A 17,811-nucleotide genomic window follows, 5' to 3' on the forward strand; every position below is an offset into this window, starting at 1 on the left:
TGTTTCAATCCAAATATTACATGCTTATGAAAACTTCACTATTTGTACTATATCATATTCTAATATGCTGTAAAACATATTTAATTTTAGCATAACAAATTTTTGATGAGGTTATACTAAAATTAGTTTTCCTACACTAAGAGAGGCAAAACTAATTTTTATCCTATTTTATAGGAAAATAAAGGATTCTGTCATGAGGGGGATTATAATGGGTAAAAAACATCGAAATAGGATTAATTCTCCAAAGAAGAATAATCATATACCAAAAGAGGCTATTATTGCAGAACAGGAAGCGCATGGAAAAGAATACTCTGCAACGGGACGCAAACGATAATATGACCTTTCAAGCTATTAGAGTGCTATAAAATTAGGTATAAAAAAATGGTGAGATTTCCTCACCATTTTTATTATCTTTATTCATCAAGTTCTTCGTCAATAATGCATTTGTCCAATAAATATTCAAATGTAATGTCAGCCAATTCTTCCATTTCACCTTCAGTAGGAACGAATCCCCTTTTTACTAGCTCACGAAAGAAAAACTCTGCTATTTCCTCAGTATCAATAATTACGTCGATTTCTTTCATGCTTATCGCCCCCCTTTTTTAAAGAATATATGTGACATTAAGAAAAAAATGCTTTCACAATAAAATTATCTGATAAAACAGGCTTTTTTTCAAGAAATATTATCTAGTATATAGCAAATTAATTGAAAAAATAGACATGCTTTGCATCCGGTCCACATATAGTTTAAATAAAAAAGGGAGGCATTTAATAATGAATAAAATCCAATTCGTAGTCGAAGAAATAAAAATAGATTTGAACAAGGAAAACAGTGAAATCCTCACTATTTTTCATTCCCTTTTACAAAAGCTTTTTTCCCTTCTAGTCATTAGCAGCATACCGATGTTTATCTATCTATTATTCTAGATTTTCGTTTCATTATCTTTATCAGATCTGCTGCTGACCAACTTGAGTTTTCGAAGGGTTAACTTCATAACCTGCTCATATTCGGTATCTTTAAATAAAGAATATAAAATACTGTAATCATTATAGATATCTAGCAATCCGTCAATGAGCTCTTTCTTCTCCTTACTTCTTTCTAATAATTCTTTTTCGGTCTGCTGGAAAGAGCTATTCGCCTTTTTTAACTCAATGGATTTTTGTTTTTTATCCAATATATAAAGTAGTCCTAATTTTTGTATAAATGAATCTGCACTATCTGCATCTGCTACTAGGGTTAATTCATCTTCCCCTGCTTCTAGCCATTCTCCATCACTTACTCTAGAAAGCTCATAAATTACATCTTCCCATGCATCGTTTTTATATCTCCAAATTTCTGTTCGAAACCCCATTATTTTAAAAAGATTGGATCCATATCCTTTCACTTTGACTAAATCACCAATAAAGAAGTGAAATTCAATATCAATCTTCTCTGAATCCATAATTTCACCATCATACTCAGAAAGCATTTGCAAACTGGATTCCAAATATAAACCTTCACTTTTATTTACTTCATATACATGCATATGATCCAAATATTTTACATCCGTGATTTTTCCGACCGTTCCATATATCGTGATCACGACTGTATCACCAATTTTGAATTTTGGTTTTTTTCGATTCGCCATAATAACAAATCCTCTCTAAACAAGATTGTGTGGCACTGCTACTTATGCGTTTTTCCCCCACACTCTTGAATAGAATATTTGATCCATGAAGATGGGGGATATTAAAGGAATATTATCCTATCTTCAATTACCATGTAATTTCCATCCTTTTCCGGCTATACTTTCACTTATTTGGTACTACTATCATATGCAACAAACCACTATTCGCGCATAAAAATTCTCTATCTTCCTAATTGTGTTATTGTCACTCCTTAAACGGTTTATTCATTATATGTGTATAGGTTAAAAGGAAGAATACTTTCCAATGTTTAAGTACAAGCATCAGCTCTTCCTTTTTTTCTTCTTATTATTTAAGGAATAATTAACCTTTTAGACAGGCAACATTAAGAAGATAAAAAAACATCCAAACAAATTGTGGTTGGATGTTTTCAATAGCTATAATTCTTCTTTTCTTCTTGAAATAAATATTTCTCCCATGCCTCATCAAAAATACGCATGCTCGGAAGATAATGACCATTTAATTCTAGATAATCGCTTATTTCATCATAATCAAAACTATTTTTGGGAAAATCAAGATCAAGATAAGCTTCATTCGCAAATTCGCTAATTTGATCATTTGGTTCGGGATGTCTAAACTTCATAAGAAAATGATAAAAAGATTTAGTCATGATCTCACCTTCCTTGATCGATAGATATAACGTATACTATACATAATTGAAAATAATGGTGCAAGTGATTTAGTTGAATTTAAATTCATTCAATAGTAATTGTTCGAAGAGCCTAAATTTCTTCTCATTCAAAATACAATAAAATTACTGGTTACCTTGTATTTCTGTAGGGTAATTTAATGAACAGGATATTCGTTAATTAATAAGGAGGGTAAGCAAATAGAAAAATGAAAAAAGGATTGAAATATTTTATTTACTCTCTTATTTTTATTGTCATAACCAGCATGGCATATGCATTAGTTCATTCTGAACAACCGAAAAGAAATGTTTACAAAAAAATTACGGATGGAAAACAAGTGAACTATTTAATTGTAGGCGATAGTATTGGCAGGAGTTCAGGGGCAAGCAACAATCATCGAAAATGGTTTCACCTTATGGAAAGGAGCTTAACAGAAAAATATGGAGGCTCATTTAAAAAACAGTTAGTAGTACAAAGCGGAGCCACTGCATTTGAAGGATTATATAAATTGAAAAATAGTTTATCTAAAAATATTGATTTAGTATTTATTGTATTTGGAGAAAATGATCGAAAATATATGGATGATAAGCAATTTTATTTCTTTTATCAGTCTTTATTAGAAGAGGTTGTCCTCCGTTATCCTGATGCAGAATTAATAACAATTACAGAAAGCAGTCTAGATAATGAGGACTTTGTGAACGTTATAAAACAGATATCTAAAAACTTTTATGCAACAAATATTGATATGAGAATTCCTTTTCGAGAATCTAGATTATCAACTGAACGATTAACAAATGATCTTGTACACCCAAATGACTATGGATATTATCTATATGCTCAAGAAGTCGTTAATACGCTGCAAAAAGCAATTCACGATAAAAAGAAAGTACTGACTTCTACTATACCTGTTAATGAAGTATCTAGTTTGAAGATGAAAACCAGTTATCCTATTGATTCAATCGACCCTTCTTTCCGAAAAAAAGATGGTTATTATACATCCGGTAAAATTGGCGCAAATATTGAATATCATTTTAGTGGTTCTTTTTTAGGAGTAAACGTAATCAGAAGTGAAAAGGGTGGAATGATGGATGTATTTATAGACAATAACTATGTAACTACTATTTCCACATGGTGGCCATTTAAAAAAGAAAGATCACTCTATGTTACTAGCGGTCTAAAAAATACGGATCATAAGGTTACTTTTCAAATTTCCGCACATAAATCAAGATATAATATAACCGATCAACATTTGATCCAAATATCTTCTATTATCACTAATTAGCAAGAATACTTCCTTAAAGAAAGGGGGGGATACCTATCATGGCATCCCCCTTTCTTCTATTATCTAAATAAACTTAAATACTTACCGTATCCTTTTTCTTCCAATTCTTCTTTTGGTATAAACTTCATCGCTGCTGAATTCATGCAGTATCGTAAGCCTGTAGGTTGCGGACCATCATTAAATACGTGACCAAGATGAGAATCAGCCTCCTTACTTCTCACTTCTGTGCGTATCATTCCATGACTAGTGTCTTTCTTTTCCGTTAATTCTTCTTCATCAATTGGCTTTGTAAAACTTGGCCATCCACAGCCAGCATCATATTTATCAAGGGAACTGAATAATGGTTTTCCTGAAACAATATCGACATAAATCCCATCACCAAATTCATCCCAATATTCATTACGAAATGGTGGTTCTGTTCCATTGTTTTGTGTTACTTCATATTGTATGGGTGTTAATTTTTCTTTTAGTTTGTCTTTTTCCATTACTCATCTCTCCAATTCTCTTGAATATATGCTGCACGTCCTGATCCAATATGATAACGATTATAATGTTCAGGATTCTTTCTGTAATAATCCTGGTGATAATCCTCCGCAGGATAAAAAGTAGATGCTGGAAGAATTTTTGTTACAATCGGTTTACTAAATCTACCACTTGATTCTAATTGTTGTTTAGATATTTCAGCTGCTTGCTTTTGTTCCTCACTATGGTAAAAGATTGCTGTTTGATAGGATTGACCGCGATCATAGAATTGCCCCCCTGCATCAGTTGGATCAATTTGCTGCCAATAAATACTAAGCAAATTTTCATATGAAAAAACATCTGGATCATATGTAATTTGGACTGCTTCATAATGTCCCGTCGTTTCAGAACAAACTTCTTTATAGGTTGGATTCTCTTTATGTCCTCCTGTATACCCAGAAACAACTTTGATAATCCCTGGCTCCTGATCAAAAGGCTTAACCATACACCAGAAACATCCTCCTGCAAATGTTGCCACTTTTACATTTTCCTTCACATCTATACCCCCCTAAATAACTTTCTCCTCTTTTTTATTCCCTTATCTCCATGATTTCACACTATTAGCTTAATGTTTATAAGAGAAATATGCAAAAATTAAGTCTCTAAAAGAAACGTAAATCCCCTGATTCATAAGACCAAGGGACTTTTTATAAAAACAATCAAGTAACTACATCTTCTTAAATTGTTTATTCCTATTTTTCCATATTTTCTTTTGATCTGATTGTGCTTTTTTATCTTGTCGTCTCTCAAGAAAAGCCAGTTCTCTTAACAGCTTTTTATAGCTAAGTAATCGTTCTTCTTCGATTTTCCCATTTTCAATAGCAAGCTTTACTGCGCAGCCAATTTCCTTTTCATGCTGACAATCTCGGAATTTACAATATGCTGCAAATTCTTCTATTTCAGAAAAACTATTAGAAATACCCTCTTCACTATTCCATAATTGCAGCTCCCTCATTCCTGGAGTATCAATTAATACTGCACTATTCGGCAACAAAACCATCTCTCGATTTGTAGTAGTATGTCTTCCCTTTGCATCGGACTCTCTAATTCCTTGGACTTCCTGTTTATTGTATCCGCATAGATAATTTGTTAAAGTAGATTTCCCGACACCAGATGAACCTAATAAAGCGACTGTCTTTCCAGGAGAAAGAAATGTTGTCAACGTTTCTAATCCAATGTTATTTACAATACTTACTACTATAATAGGAATACCAAAAGCTACTGATTCTACCAAAGTGACTTTTTCACTAATATCATCTACTAAATCCGCTTTCGTTAAAACAATGACCGGACTTGCTCCACTTTCCCATGTTAAAGTTAAATAGCGTTCTATTCTTCTTATGTTTAAATCTTCATTCAATGAATTAACTAAGAAAATAGTATCAACATTGGCTGCTACTATTTGTTCTTCGGTACTATTACCTGCTACTTTTCTAGAAAATTTGCTTACTCGAGGTAATATGTTTATAATGGTTCCTTTTTCTTCAAGAATTCTCGGCGAAACAATCACCCAATCGCCAACTGCGGGTAATTCTTCTCTTGACTGTGCAGTGTATGCTAATTTTCCGGATACTTCACATAAAAGCTCACCATATTCCGTCCACACTCGATACATTCTTTTGTGTTCTAAAGAAATTCTGCCAATTATTTGATTTTCCTTTGCAACCATTTCAAACGCTTCTTTGATAGTTTCGTTAAAACCAATCTGGGTTAATTCCATGTATAGACCTCCAAATATTTGTAAATTAAAAAACCATGGTGCATACAGCCCATGGTTTCCCTACAAACATTTAGAAGTCTCCACATAAGAACTTATCCTCTATCTATAGATGACAAATACTCATTTATTGACGTAACCGTTTGGGCTGTATGCTATATGAATAAACGATTTAAAAAATGTATTGTTACTCATAAGACATCAGCCCCTTTCACTTATTAATTTTATTATATAAATATTCATTTAAATTGTAAAGCCTATTTTATTAGGCACTCTCCCTAATCTTTAGCATATTCTATTTTCAGAAGACTCATTTCTTCATCTGTCAAGCTGGATTTACTTTTAAATCGTAATGGAAAGTAAGAGAATTATGAATATTAGGGGGAAGTTCCATGACAAGAGATCATTTTCACTCCATCCAAGAAGCTGGAATGTATAACGTATTAAGTGATTACTATAAATATACGAATCCTGAATTACATGTATATTATTATCATAAGCATCTTCAAAGCTTAACCCATGCTTTAAAGAAGGAAAGTAAGTCTGCTATTGTCTCGGACATCCAGAGGCAAAATGAATATGGGAAAGTCAGGTTTTTACAAGGCACTAATAACTTGCCTGCTGTTGATATTTACATGAATGGTATATGTCTGTTAAGAGAAGTATCCTTTAAAACGATGAGCAATGAATTAACATTGCCTGCTGGAAAATATCAACTGGATATATATGAAACTGGGAAGCAGATAGATCCATTATCCAGTCAAATATTGAATATTGATTGTAATGCATATCATACTTTTGCTCTTGCTGGCAATGAAAGAAACCTCACAATACATTCATTTCCTGAATTTCCAATTGTACCAGCAAACGAAACAAAACTACGAATTATTCAACTGGCAGAAAACCTGCCAACCATTGATATCGCCGTTCAAAAAGGAGATATCGTATTTCCATCCATTCCTTATAGAGGAGCAAGTTCTTATTTAGGATTGTTTCCAATGACTGTCTATTTAGAAGCAAGAAATACAGAAACAAAGGAAGTATTAAAGAAATTTCCTGCTCTCCAATTAGAAGCCGATAAAACATATAGTGGATTTATTGTCGAAGAAACCGATGAAAAAACTTGTGAATTATTAATTTTTTCCTGTTAGCATAAAGAGGCTATTCTCAAAATCTCCCACCAATAATCCATTTACATTTGGGATAGGAGACTTTTTAGAAATAGCCTTTCATACATTACTTATTCAGTTGGCAGCAATAAATTAAATTGAATTATATTTTGCTCTAAATCAAATGTTTTCGCCTCTACTAACATTCCGTTTTTCAAGTCCATCTTAGTTAAATGAACATATATTTCTTCTTCATTTGGCTGAATATCAACCCAATCTGGAAAATTATATTGATTTTCAATGAAATTCATTACATAAGATACGGGTAACGGCAGATGACCAATACTTATTTCTTTTTGTTTTAATAATAAATCCCCATTTTCTAATGCTATTGGTTCAAAGGTTAATTTCATTTGAATATCTGTTTGAAAAATCGGCATCGTACCATATAGCTCTACTTGATCCGCTATATTTATTTCATAATGAATCGGACCATTAAGTCCTTCTTTTTCTAGAAAATGATTAATTAGCTTCGTCAAATCCTCACGATTTGTTGTAACAGCAAATGGAACTTCTTCTCCTTGCTGCTTTAATATCGGTGTCTTCTCAACTGGTTTAAATATCATTATCGCTATATAAATGATACCAAGTACAAGAACACCTGCTAATGTTAAAAATGCTAGTTTCCACTTGTTCTTAAACAACCTTTTCTCCTCAATTCTCCGTCTGCAAATTCTCCAGTATATCAGCTAGTGGCGCTGTTAACATCTTTTCATAGATGGCTTCAGCAATAAGCTGATATCCCTTGTCATTAGGATGAAAATAATCTTCATAAAGTAAATCTGATGTTGGATTTTCAAAAATATTCTCGATACTCACGAAATATGTATGCTCATATTTTGCTAATACCCTTTCACTTGTACTATTCCAATCGGCCACAATTTGATTCATTTCTTTGATATCGGAAAACATCTTGATAAATGGGTTATAGACCCCAACTACTATTACGACAGCTTTAGGATTGTATTCTCGTATACTAGCCAAAACATTATTTAGATTATCTTCATATTCGCTTAATTGTGCCTTAAAAGAATCCATTTGCAAATTGGTAATATTATTTCGTACAACTTTCATAATATCATTTCCACCAATAGTAATAATTACACCATCTGCTTTTTTAATTGACTCACTAACTTCCTCTGTTTTAATTCTTTTTAATAACTGATCGGACCTGTTGCCTCTTACCCCATAATTCAAAAAATCTGCCTTATTTACTCCTTTAGTTTCTTCAAGTAAAGTTTGCAGATATGGAATATATCCCCCTTTTCCAGTGCTGTCACCAACACCTTGTGTAAGAGAATCTCCAACAGATACTATTGCTAATTCTTTTGGTAAAAAACTGACTGGTATATCCTTTTTATTCAAAACTACCATATCTTTTTCTGTATTATAGAGTGTCTGATTGGAGCAGGAAACAAGCATTAAAAGAGAAAATAATAAAACAAGAAAGGTAAATGGTTTTTTCATCTTTTCACCTACCTTCATTTTTTATAGTATAGCATATTGAAGAGAATTCGAAATGAATTTATGCACTTATTTTTTTCCAATAAGCTCCCAATATGCATCCTAATCACTGCGAAATAAGTAAAAAATTCTCTTATTTAAACTTTTTCTTTTAGGAAACTCTAAATTCATCCATATGTAAGGAGAATTACTTTTTTTACTCATTAAGATAGAGAGGGATGAAAATTCTAAATAACGTGCCCCTTCCTTTTTCGCTTTGTACTTCAATATGTCCTTTCATCTGCTCAACCATCTGATAACAAACCATTAAACCCATCCCAGTCCCCTTTTCTTTTAACGAATAAAATGCAGTACCTAATCGGTTTATCTCTTCTTCTGTCATTCCTATTCCAGTATCCTCTATTTCAAATACCCCATATTTCTTTACTGGATAAAGGTTAATAGTTATCGTTCCTCCATTTTTCATTGCTTCAATTGCATTTTTTAAAATATTTATAAGTACTTGCTTTAATTCATTATTATTAGCTTCTAGGTATACTTGTTGAATATTCTTTTTAAAGTGAATACCTTTGCCCATCATTGCATAAGAGTGCATTAAGTCAATGACTTTATTTGCCAATGCTGCTCCATCAACCTTTTGTGATTGTTCCACATCAGGCTTTGCTAAAGATAAATAATCATTAATAATTGTTTCTGCGCGATTCATTTCCTCAATCATTAATTTAATATATGTTCTTTCTTCTTCACTCATATGTTCTTTTGCATAAAAAATTTGCAAAAAACCTTTGACGACAGTCATCGGATTTCTTATTTCATGAGCAACAGATGCAGCAAGCTGACCAACTGCATTCATTTTCTCCGCTCTTTGTAATTCCTTATTCATTTTCAAGTAATCTACAATATTATCCATTTGCATAAGTGCTTCTTCCATTGTAGTTAGTTGAAAATCCTTTGATATTGTTCCAAGCTCTTTTGCAGTATTGGTTAAACGATAGAAAAGAGACGCAAGATTAGCAACAACTTCATTATAATTTTTCATCAACCCTTGTAATTCTGAGTTCTCATTTATCTCCATTTTAACATCAAAATTCCCACCACTTATTTCATTCAAACCTACCATCATTTTGTTAATAGGGTGAAGGATTTTATTTAACCAGTTTCTTATATAAATAAACAGAAAGATAAAGCTAATTAAAAGGAAAAATATCATTTGAAGTGCGAGTTTTTTCAGAAAATAGAACTGGTCATTGAGTTTCCTTTCCATTCCAATAACGCCCACCAAATGGCCTTTTTTATCATAAATAGGAATGAAGGAACTCTTAAAATGGTCTTTATTAAGTTTGTATATGCTACTGTGCTGAACTTCATGCATAGTAATTGTTCTCTTATATACAGGCATTATATTTTCTGCTAGTCTATCAACATAATGAATTCCTATTTTTTGATTTTGCTGTGAGATAACAGCTATATGATTTTGCTTCTCATTTTCTGCTAATACCGATATATAAATGCGTTCCTTTATTTCCAAAATGCTTTTATTAAAATCTGGAGAGTTGATTATATTATGAAGTAGTTGCTTAGAATCAGTCCTTTTCGATTCACCCATATGCAAGGAAACATTATCACTTAATAATGTTAAAATTTCTTCCCCATCCTTTTCAAAATATGTCTTCCACTCTTTATACTGGTAATAGAATATGAATGTTACAAAAAGCATGAGAAGAAAAAAGGGCAGAAAAAAAGAAACAACTTGATATTTATTTACAAACGGAATAGTATTATATTTTTTTATCATACTGGCCACCTATTTCTTATATTCCTTGGTTACAAAAGACATACTATACTTGAAACTACTTCTCCCAATTACAATTGAATTATATATCGTTATTTATGTTCGTTATCTTAATTTATATGTTGATTCGACATTTTCACTTAAATTCCCTTTAATTACCCCATTTTTTTAATTCACTAATTTTAAAAAAAGAGGAGGTATGAATTGCTCTTTCCTTCTAATGAATAAGAGGATTCTACATTTATCCTCACAAAATCAAAGTGTTTCAGATATAACTTATTTAGACAGAAAAAGCCAAACAATCACAGGATGTTCCTATGATTGTTTGGCTTTTATTGTTTTTATATTCCTATAACCCACAACATTCTTTTTGTCGAGCAGCAATCTGCCTTTTGCTGAATCCTACAATAAAAGAATGATTATTCCATATAATAGCTAAACCCGATTGCCCCTGGTCCCGTATGGGTGGAAATGATAGGAGTTGTATAGTCAATATCAACTCTATTAAAACCAGTAGCCTTTTCTATTGCTTCTTTCAATTTAAGCGCAACATCTAGGCTGCCAGCGTGTGTAATGCCTACCCCTTTGATCTTTTTTCCTATGCTGTCTTCCGCAAAGGCATTAGCTAAATATTTCACTGCTTGTGAACGACTTCGTACCTTTGCTACAGGTGTATATACACCGTCCTCTAGAGTTGCAATGGGTTTAATATTTAATAAAGAACCTAGAAACGCTTTCCCTTTTCCTATTCTTCCGCCCTTCATTAAATTCTCTAATGTATCTACTACAACAAAAAGTTTCGTATGTTTTTTCACATGATTTAATCTTTGCAAAATTTCGGCAGCGTTATGCCCGTTTTTTACCATTTCGGCTGCTTCTAATACTTGAAAAGATAAACCTTTAGAAATAAATTCTGAGTCTACAACAAAGACGGTTGCCTTTGTTAATTGGCTGGCACTTTTAGCTGATTCTACTGTCCCACTCATTCCACCAGTCATATGAATGGAAATTATATCAAAGCCTTCGTCTGCAAGTTCATCATATTTTTCCACAAAAGTGCCAACAGATGGCTGGGAGGTTTTAGGTAGCTCATCTGCTGCTATCATCTTATCGATAAATTCCGCTGGTGAAATATCTACTCGATCCAAATATGATTTGTTATCAACATAAATAGATAAAGATACTACCTCAATTTCATATTTTTCTAAAATTTCTTGTGATAAATCTACCGTTGAATCTGTTACAATTTTGATTTTTTTCATTTCACACTTCCTATTAATCATTCATTTTTCAATTAAGCGCTTACTTTATTATACATTTATTTTTATTATATTCCTATGCTGCTTTGTATTTTTTTGAGCATCTATTATCCACTATACCACAAATTAAGCATTTCGTAACCTGTGAATCGCATCACAATCTCTGACGAAATAACTGAACTCAAAACGCTTTAAAAAGTAAATGCATGCTCAAAAAACCATGCGCTCAATAACAACGCGCATGGCCATATTAGATGGATTAGACCAGTAAATGGAATAAGTTAGAATCTCTATTCACTTCCGTATACGGAAATCCTTTTTTATCCATTCGTTCAATTAATTCTCTGTAATCATCCCTATTTTTCAGTTCTAAACCTACAAGTGCAGGACCACTTTCCTTATTATTCTTTTTGACGTATTCAAATCGAACAATATCGTCATCAGGTCCCAAAACATCATCTAAAAACTCTCTTAGTGCACCTGCTCTTTGCGGAAAATTAACAATAAAGTGATATAATAAACCTTCATATAATAAAGAGCGTTCTTTAATATCCTGCATGCGATCAATGTCATTATTACCACCACTAATGACAACCACAACATTTTTGCCTTTTATTTTTTCCTTATACAAGTCTAGCGCAGCAACTGGAAGAGCTCCAGCTGGTTCAGCGACTATGGCATGCTCATTATATAAAGACAAAATAGATGTACATACTTTGCCTTCAGGCACTAACACGATATCATCTACATAATCTCTGCAAATTTCAAAATTCTTTTGTCCAACACTCTTGACTGCTGCCCCATCTACAAATTTATCAATTTTATTTAATGTTACTACTTTATTTCTAATTAAGGCTTCCTTCATCGAAGGGGCACCAGCTGGTTCTACACCAATCATTTTCGTTGCTGGAGAAACGCTTTTCATGTATGTACTTAACCCTGCCATTAAGCCACCGCCACCGATACTTGCAAACACAAAATCAATCGGGACATCAATATCATTCATCATTTCGATTGCCATTGTCCCTTGACCAGCAATAACATTTTCATCATTAAATGGATGGATAAATGCTCTTTCTTCCGCTTCTGCACACGCTACTGCTTCTACATATGAATCATCGAAAGTATCCCCTATTAAAACAATTTCTACATTTTCTTTGCCAAACATTTTAACTTGTGTGACCTTTTGCTTTGGAGTTGTTGCAGGCATAAATATTTTTCCATGCACATTTAAATAACGACAAGAATAGGCCACTCCTTGTGCATGATTCCCTGCACTTGCACATACTACGCCATTTTTCATTTTCTCTTTTTCCAGCATCTTCATGGAATAAAATGCTCCTCTTAGTTTGAAGGAACGAACATGCTGTAAATCTTCCCTTTTTAAATAAATGTTGCAATCATATTTTTCGGATAACCGATAATTTTTTTGTAAGGGAGTATGGGCTACTATGTCTTTAATACCTTGGTATGCAATAATAATATCCTCCAATTGCACCCATTTTTTCATTACATTTTGTTCCATTTCCACACCCTCATTTCTAACCATTTTAATTTGTACATTATATCATGAATTATTCTTTTATCACTAACAAAATTTTAAATTTTCATTTTTTTTAAACTTTTTTGACCACGTAAAATTATCTGATTGCAGCGTATTCGGCAATTGTTTGTTTTTATGAAAGAAATCCATTACAATTAGGGGATAAGGAGTGAATAAAATTATGAATTTTTCGATTAAAGATTTCTCATTAAAAGAAGAGATTGCAAATAGTATTACCCACGGGATTGGCTTTCTTTTAAGTATACCTGCATTAGTGATGCTGATCATTAATGCTGTTGAAACAGATAACCCATGGAGAATCGTCAGTTTCTCTATCTTTGGAGCAACCATGATTATCCTATATTTATGCTCCACCCTATTGCATAGCATTACCCATGAGAAAGTGAAGGACTTTTTCGAGATACTCGATCATTCTTCTATATATCTTTTAATCGCAGGTACCTATACTCCTTTTGTTTTAGTTGCTATCCGTGGCGGGTTAGGCTGGACACTATTTGGAATCGTATGGGCTTTGGCCATTATTGGTATTGTCTTTAAATGTTATTATGTAAAAAAATATATAGTTACTTCCACCATTTTGTACGTTATTATGGGCTGGCTGATTGTAATGGCTATTGTCCCGTTATATCATGCCATTGGCACAACTGGTTTTATGCTTCTCGTAGGCGGCGGGCTTTTATATACGATCGGAAGCATCTTCTATGTCATGCAAAAGATTCCCTACTTCCACGCTATTTGGCACCTATTCGTATTAGCAGGGAGTGCTTTAATGTATTTTTGTGTGTATCTTTATGTATAGATAAAAGTGAATAAAATACACTATTAGTAAATAAGAGGATGGGATATAAGTATCTTGTCTAGAAATAAAGCCAAACAATATACGAAAGTTTGTCGTATAACTGTTTGGCTTTTTTATTAACTTTAAAATGAAGTGTAATGGAGCTACTCTCTGCGGGATGTAGAAACGCTTTATATAGCCCACACAGAGATCAAGCTTACTCAATTCGCATAGGTGGTAGAGTGTCTGTAGCAGAACGGAAACAAATATCTTTCCCTTCTCACACTCTCTCATAAACTAAAAAGGTATGCGGGTAAATATTTTGGTCATCAACTTCCCCTTTTTTTTCACTTACCAGCTTCCATTCCTGCCAATTTAATGCCGGAAAAAAGGTATCTCCTGAAAATTCATGATCAATTTGTGTTAAATACAATCTATCTGTTTTCTTAATTGTTTCTGCAAAAAGCTCCGCTCCGCCAATAATAAAAATTTCCTCAGTCTGTTTCTCTTTGCACCACTCATAAAAATCTTGAATAGAATGGAGAATCGTGCAGCCTTCACACTGATAGGCAGAATTTCTCGTTATGATGACATTTTCACGATTAGGCAAATTTCTGCCAATTGAATCCCTTGTTTTTCTACCCATTACGATTGGATGCCCAGTTGTTATTCTTTTGAAATACTTTAAATCATTCGGCAAATGCCAAGGTAATTGATTATTTACTCCTATTACATTGTTACGATCCATGGCAACAATTAAAGAAATCATACGCTTACTGCTCCTTTAATATGAGGATGGGCTTCATAATTGATAATTTCAAAATCATCAAATTCGAATGAGAAGATATCTTTTACATTTGGGTTAATTTTCAACTGTGGCAACGGCTTAGGATCTCTCGTAAGCTGCAGCTTTACTTGCTCAATATGGTTCGTATAAATATGAACGTCACCAAATGAATGCACGAATTCTCCTACCTCTAAATCACAAACTTGTGCAATCATATGTGTTAGTAAGGCGTAGGAAGCTATATTAAAAGGCACTCCTAGAAATACATCTGCTGATCGCTGATACAATTGACAAGATAATTTGCCTTCTGCTACATAAAATTGAAATAAACAATGACAAGGTGGTAATGCCATTTTCTCAATATCTCCTACATTCCAAGCACTCACTATTAGTCTTCTTGAATCAGGATTTGTTTTGATGGCATGAATTAATTCCGAAATTTGGTCAATTGTATTCCCTTCTCTTGTCGTCCACGAACGCCACTGATGACCATAAACAGGACCTAAATCCCCTTTTTCATCTGCCCATTCATTCCAAATGCGGACATTATTATCTTGTAAGTATTTCACATTAGTATCACCATTTAAAAACCAAAGTAATTCATGGATAATTGAACGTAAATGAAGCTTTTTTGTCGTAATTAAAGGAAAACCTTCGGAAAGATCGAAGCGCATTTGATATCCGAACGTACTAATGGTTCCAGTTCCTGTACGATCTTCTTTTTTTACACCATTTGTTAAAATATGTTCGCATAGATCTAAATATTGTCTCATTTTTTAAACACCCTTTTTTTATTAATCAAGCTATTGAATAGAAGCGATATAATGATATGTTTTTGGAGCATACTCAAAAAGTTTTTCCTTTTCCGTTCCACCAACATAAAACATAGCAAATGTTTCGGCGAAATATTCTTCCGCATATTGTAGAAAATATTGTCTAGTTGGAAATAGTCTACTTTTTTCTTCATTCCATATTGCTTTATATCCTTCTGTTTTACTTCCATATTTTAAAATTTTATAGTCAATAGAATGGGCTAATTCATGATACTCTAAATTAACTGAACTATGACCTTTTCCCTTTTCGCTTGCGCCAATCTTCACTAGCACAACCTTGCCTCCCCCAATACCAGGTACATCATCCCATGGTTTTTGGGAGGTGTATCCTCTAGGAATAATACCAGCGAATTTCTGTGCCGTTTTATTATCTGTTAATTTACCTGTAAATAATTTCACCTTTATTCCACTAGATTGTATCTTATTTAATAGAGTAGGAGGTAACTTATTTAATCTTTCAATTATAGTAGCTGCTTCTGTTTGGTCAAACTTCGCATCAGGCAGTATAATAATATTCCCTAAATTTTCTTTTGCATCGGTGGAAAGATGTGCTTTAACAACTGTTAAATCAGACAGATTTTTTAAGTATGTTTCATTATTTGGAAGCTGTGAGTTTCCCATAAGAATACTGGTTGCTGCTATCATTCCTACTGGTGCCAATCTTTTGAGCCATCTCATCCCTCTTCCTCCCCAATAAACCGACTGCACTTTTTATCCATTACTCATTCATCGGATAAGAATATACTAATCTATTAAAATTATATCATGGGGAGTCAACGCAAAATACTAGTTAATATTGGGTAAGAATTCCTAAAAAAATCCAAAAGAATAAAACATAGAGAAATCACCGCATACTTCTATGTTCACTCTTTTGGACATATGTCAGCAAGGAGAAAAATCAAGACAAAATTTTAATAGTTTTCCTCATTAAACCTCTAAACCATAATTCCGACATAGTGCAGCAAGTCCTCCAGAAAAGCCGCTACCTATTGCGTTAAATTTCCATTCTCCGCCATGTTTATAAAGTTCGCATACAATCACAGCTGTTTCAACTGAAAAATCTTCCCCTAGATCAAATCGGAGAATCTCCATATTATTATCTTCATTTACAACGCGAACAAATGCATTTGAAACTTGTCCAAAATTTTGTCTTCTTGCTTCAGCGTCATGGATGGTTACTGCAATCCCAATTTTGCTTACATGTGCAGGGATTTTTGTGAAATCGATAATGATTTGCTCGTCATCCCCATCGCCTTCTCCTGTACGGTTATCACCTGTATGTTCCACACCGCCGCTAGGATGAATAAGATTATTATAGAAGATAAAATCCACATCATTTATCACTTTCCCATTGTCATCGGCCATAAATGCCGATGCATCTAAATCAAAGCCAGCCCCACCGTCATATTGGTTAATATCCCAGCCTAATCCAATAATTGCTCTTGTTAAGCCTGGATTTGTTTTAGTTAAATCAATTCGTTGTCCTTTAGAAAGATTAATACTCAATTTCTATTCCTCCCTCGTCAAATAATAGATGGATCCTCAAATTACTATTGCTTTACCCCTATCATGAAAACGATTTAACCAACTCTCCTAAACTACCAGCATTTGTACCTGTGCCAACAGCCGCAAACTTCCAATCCTGTCCATGTCTGTATAATTCTCCAGCTATTACACTAGTTTTCCCTGCATAATCATCTGATAAATTGTAGTGAATAAGTGATTGATTCGTCAATGGGTTAACAATTCGAATAAAGGCATTTTGAATCATTCCAAAATCTTGTCTTCTTTTTACTGCATCATAAATATTAACAACAAATATGAGTTTATGTATATGTGCAGGAACTTTACTTAAATCAACGCGGATTTGTTCATCATCTCCATCCCCGTCACCTGTTAAATTATCGCCTGAATGGATTACACTGCCATCGCGACTTTTTAAATTGCCAAAATAAATAACATCACTATTTGCTTGAACCTTTCCTTGTTCATTTACCATAATTACAGATGCATCACAGTCAATACTTGCTGCCTGTCCTCCACCAAAAAGAGAACCGAATAAGCCCCCGCCCTTATTTTGTTGAACAGGATCCCAACCAAGTCCAATTAAAATTCTGCTTAATCCTGGATTCCCTTTTGTTAAATCAACTCTCTGACCTTTTTGCAAATTAATCGCCAATATTCCCAACTCCTATGTATGATATAATTTTACTTTTTTAAAGTTTTTTATTTTAACACTAATTCACACCGATTATTTAGCTCTAAAATAACGTCTTTTAATATTTCTCTACTATCTTATGATTCTAAAGTGCAATCAAACTCCTAGTAA

21 protein-coding genes are annotated in these 17,811 nt (G+C 33.2%); 5 read left to right on the forward strand and 16 right to left on the reverse strand.

From position 1 onward, the window contains the following. Window positions 1-208 precede the first annotated feature (208 nt). A complete protein-coding gene (yoyE, locus tag BCI01S_RS26130; RefSeq protein ID WP_095259060.1) occupies window positions 209-334 on the forward strand; it encodes a protein YoyE in 126 nt (41 codons plus the stop codon). Window positions 335-413: 79 nt separating this feature from the next. Here yoyE and BCI01S_RS24565 read toward each other — a convergent pair whose 3' ends face one another. After that, a complete protein-coding gene (locus BCI01S_RS24565) occupies window positions 414-584 on the reverse strand; it encodes a YozD family protein (protein ID WP_082138223.1) in 171 nt (56 codons plus the stop codon). 190 nt (window positions 585-774) lie between these two features. On the opposite strand from BCI01S_RS24565, the gene BCI01S_RS25130 reads away from it, so the two are divergent. Continuing rightward, the gene (locus BCI01S_RS25130) at window positions 775-927 is read left to right on the forward strand and encodes a hypothetical protein (RefSeq protein ID WP_156485379.1); all 153 of its coding nucleotides are present in this window, start codon (window positions 775-777) and stop codon (window positions 925-927) included. On the opposite strand, the gene yodN is transcribed toward BCI01S_RS25130, so the two are convergent. Together yodN and BCI01S_RS01815 are read right to left on the reverse strand one after the other, a co-directional pair. Next, a complete protein-coding gene (gene yodN, locus BCI01S_RS01810; RefSeq protein ID WP_061796423.1) occupies window positions 924-1,628 on the reverse strand; it encodes a germination protein YodN in 705 nt (234 codons plus the stop codon). The genes BCI01S_RS25130 and yodN overlap by 4 nt on opposite strands. Before the next feature lie 428 nt (window positions 1,629-2,056). Continuing rightward, the gene (locus BCI01S_RS01815; RefSeq protein ID WP_061796429.1) at window positions 2,057-2,296 is read right to left on the reverse strand and encodes a YozE family protein; all 240 of its coding nucleotides are present in this window, start codon (window positions 2,294-2,296) and stop codon (window positions 2,057-2,059) included. 356 nt (window positions 2,297-2,652) lie between these two features. On the opposite strand from BCI01S_RS01815, the gene BCI01S_RS01820 reads away from it, so the two are divergent. Next, a complete protein-coding gene (locus BCI01S_RS01820; protein ID WP_167555720.1) occupies window positions 2,653-3,597 on the forward strand; it encodes an SGNH/GDSL hydrolase family protein in 945 nt (314 codons plus the stop codon). Between the two features lie 59 nt (window positions 3,598-3,656). Here the strand turns inward: BCI01S_RS01820 and msrB are convergent, their stop codons facing one another. The 3 genes from msrB to rsgA all read right to left on the reverse strand — a co-directional run bounded on the left by msrB (window position 3,657) and on the right by rsgA (window position 5,839). After that, entirely contained in the window at window positions 3,657-4,082 is a 426-nt protein-coding gene (gene msrB / locus BCI01S_RS01825) for a peptide-methionine (R)-S-oxide reductase MsrB (protein WP_047940460.1), read from the reverse strand. After that, window positions 4,082-4,615, reverse strand: coding sequence for a peptide-methionine (S)-S-oxide reductase MsrA (msrA, locus tag BCI01S_RS01830; RefSeq protein ID WP_082138222.1), 534 nt, complete (start codon window positions 4,613-4,615; stop codon window positions 4,082-4,084). Before msrA ends, msrB begins: the two co-directional genes overlap by 1 nt. 171 nt (window positions 4,616-4,786) lie before the next feature. Continuing rightward, a complete protein-coding gene (gene rsgA, locus BCI01S_RS01835; protein ID WP_047940459.1) occupies window positions 4,787-5,839 on the reverse strand; it encodes a ribosome small subunit-dependent GTPase A in 1,053 nt (350 codons plus the stop codon). Window positions 5,840-6,228: 389 nt separating this feature from the next. Here rsgA and BCI01S_RS01840 point away from each other — a divergent pair, with 389 nt between their 5' ends. After that, on the forward strand, window positions 6,229-6,987 hold the full coding sequence (locus BCI01S_RS01840) for a DUF4397 domain-containing protein (RefSeq protein ID WP_061796435.1): 759 nt from the start codon (window positions 6,229-6,231) through the stop codon (window positions 6,985-6,987). A gap of 89 nt (window positions 6,988-7,076) precedes the next feature. Here the strand turns inward: BCI01S_RS01840 and BCI01S_RS01845 are convergent, their stop codons facing one another. The 5 genes from BCI01S_RS01845 to ilvA all read right to left on the reverse strand — a co-directional run bounded on the left by BCI01S_RS01845 (window position 7,077) and on the right by ilvA (window position 13,045). Next, a complete protein-coding gene (locus BCI01S_RS01845; protein ID WP_047940457.1) occupies window positions 7,077-7,649 on the reverse strand; it encodes a YpmS family protein in 573 nt (190 codons plus the stop codon). Window positions 7,650-7,659: 10 nt separating this feature from the next. Beyond that, on the reverse strand, window positions 7,660-8,472 hold the full coding sequence (locus tag BCI01S_RS01850; protein WP_047940456.1) for an SGNH/GDSL hydrolase family protein: 813 nt from the start codon (window positions 8,470-8,472) through the stop codon (window positions 7,660-7,662). Between the two features lie 193 nt (window positions 8,473-8,665). Then, a complete protein-coding gene (locus BCI01S_RS01855) occupies window positions 8,666-10,264 on the reverse strand; it encodes an ATP-binding protein (RefSeq protein ID WP_053215563.1) in 1,599 nt (532 codons plus the stop codon). A 416-nt stretch (window positions 10,265-10,680) separates the two neighbouring features. After that, a complete protein-coding gene (locus BCI01S_RS01860; RefSeq protein WP_047940455.1) occupies window positions 10,681-11,523 on the reverse strand; it encodes a DegV family protein in 843 nt (280 codons plus the stop codon). A gap of 256 nt (window positions 11,524-11,779) precedes the next feature. Next, entirely contained in the window at window positions 11,780-13,045 is a 1,266-nt protein-coding gene (ilvA, locus tag BCI01S_RS01865) for a threonine ammonia-lyase IlvA (protein ID WP_047940454.1), read from the reverse strand. A gap of 199 nt (window positions 13,046-13,244) precedes the next feature. Here ilvA and trhA point away from each other — a divergent pair, with 199 nt between their 5' ends. Beyond that, complete coding sequence (gene trhA, locus BCI01S_RS01870; RefSeq protein ID WP_047940453.1) at window positions 13,245-13,883, forward strand: PAQR family membrane homeostasis protein TrhA; 639 nt, start codon at window positions 13,245-13,247, stop codon at window positions 13,881-13,883. Window positions 13,884-14,142: 259 nt separating this feature from the next. On the opposite strand, the gene BCI01S_RS01875 is transcribed toward trhA, so the two are convergent. From BCI01S_RS01875 to BCI01S_RS01895, 5 genes are all read right to left on the reverse strand, one after another. After that, window positions 14,143-14,631, reverse strand: a complete 489-nt coding sequence (locus tag BCI01S_RS01875; RefSeq protein WP_047940452.1) for a dihydrofolate reductase — start codon at window positions 14,629-14,631, stop codon at window positions 14,143-14,145. Continuing rightward, window positions 14,628-15,422: a thymidylate synthase gene (locus BCI01S_RS01880; protein WP_047940451.1), complete on the reverse strand. Its 795-nt coding sequence runs from the start codon at window positions 15,420-15,422 to the stop codon at window positions 14,628-14,630. The genes BCI01S_RS01875 and BCI01S_RS01880 overlap by 4 nt, the downstream gene beginning before the upstream one ends. A gap of 30 nt (window positions 15,423-15,452) precedes the next feature. Beyond that, the gene (locus BCI01S_RS01885) at window positions 15,453-16,160 is read right to left on the reverse strand and encodes an anthrax toxin lethal factor-related metalloendopeptidase (protein ID WP_061796437.1); all 708 of its coding nucleotides are present in this window, start codon (window positions 16,158-16,160) and stop codon (window positions 15,453-15,455) included. Between the two features lie 249 nt (window positions 16,161-16,409). Continuing rightward, window positions 16,410-16,988 (reverse strand): TerD family protein, encoded by a 579-nt coding sequence (locus tag BCI01S_RS01890; protein WP_047940449.1) that lies wholly within the window; start codon window positions 16,986-16,988, stop codon window positions 16,410-16,412. Between the two features lie 61 nt (window positions 16,989-17,049). Beyond that, window positions 17,050-17,661, reverse strand: coding sequence for a TerD family protein (locus BCI01S_RS01895; RefSeq protein WP_047940448.1), 612 nt, complete (start codon window positions 17,659-17,661; stop codon window positions 17,050-17,052). Window positions 17,662-17,811: the final 150 nt, after the last annotated feature.

Origin of the sequence: Niallia circulans NBRC 13626, assembly GCF_001591585.1 — a bacterium.
GTDB classification, from domain to species: Bacteria; Bacillota; Bacilli; order Bacillales; family Cytobacillaceae; genus Niallia; species Niallia circulans.

Coding starts and splice junctions, on each gene's coding strand:
- msrB (WP_047940460.1), bottom strand. CDS start 4,082: ATGGAAAAAGACAAACTAAAAGAAAAATTAACACCCATACAATATGAA.
- BCI01S_RS24565 (WP_082138223.1), bottom strand. CDS start 584: ATGAAAGAAATCGACGTAATTATTGATACTGAGGAAATAGCAGAGTTT.
- yodN (WP_061796423.1), bottom strand. CDS start 1,628: ATGGCGAATCGAAAAAAACCAAAATTCAAAATTGGTGATACAGTCGTG.
- BCI01S_RS01860 (WP_047940455.1), bottom strand. CDS start 11,523: ATGAAAAAAATCAAAATTGTAACAGATTCAACGGTAGATTTATCACAA.
- BCI01S_RS01875 (WP_047940452.1), bottom strand. CDS start 14,631: ATGATTTCTTTAATTGTTGCCATGGATCGTAACAATGTAATAGGAGTA.
- ilvA (WP_047940454.1), bottom strand. CDS start 13,045: ATGGAACAAAATGTAATGAAAAAATGGGTGCAATTGGAGGATATTATT.
- BCI01S_RS01885 (WP_061796437.1), bottom strand. CDS start 16,160: ATGAGATGGCTCAAAAGATTGGCACCAGTAGGAATGATAGCAGCAACC.
- trhA (WP_047940453.1), top strand. CDS start 13,245: ATGAATTTTTCGATTAAAGATTTCTCATTAAAAGAAGAGATTGCAAAT.
- yoyE (WP_095259060.1), top strand. CDS start 209: ATGGGTAAAAAACATCGAAATAGGATTAATTCTCCAAAGAAGAATAAT.
- BCI01S_RS25130 (WP_156485379.1), top strand. CDS start 775: ATGAATAAAATCCAATTCGTAGTCGAAGAAATAAAAATAGATTTGAAC.
- BCI01S_RS01855 (WP_053215563.1), bottom strand. CDS start 10,264: ATGATAAAAAAATATAATACTATTCCGTTTGTAAATAAATATCAAGTT.
- BCI01S_RS01840 (WP_061796435.1), top strand. CDS start 6,229: ATGACAAGAGATCATTTTCACTCCATCCAAGAAGCTGGAATGTATAAC.
- BCI01S_RS01815 (WP_061796429.1), bottom strand. CDS start 2,296: ATGACTAAATCTTTTTATCATTTTCTTATGAAGTTTAGACATCCCGAA.
- BCI01S_RS01850 (WP_047940456.1), bottom strand. CDS start 8,472: ATGAAAAAACCATTTACCTTTCTTGTTTTATTATTTTCTCTTTTAATG.
- BCI01S_RS01880 (WP_047940451.1), bottom strand. CDS start 15,422: ATGAGACAATATTTAGATCTATGCGAACATATTTTAACAAATGGTGTA.
- rsgA (WP_047940459.1), bottom strand. CDS start 5,839: ATGGAATTAACCCAGATTGGTTTTAACGAAACTATCAAAGAAGCGTTT.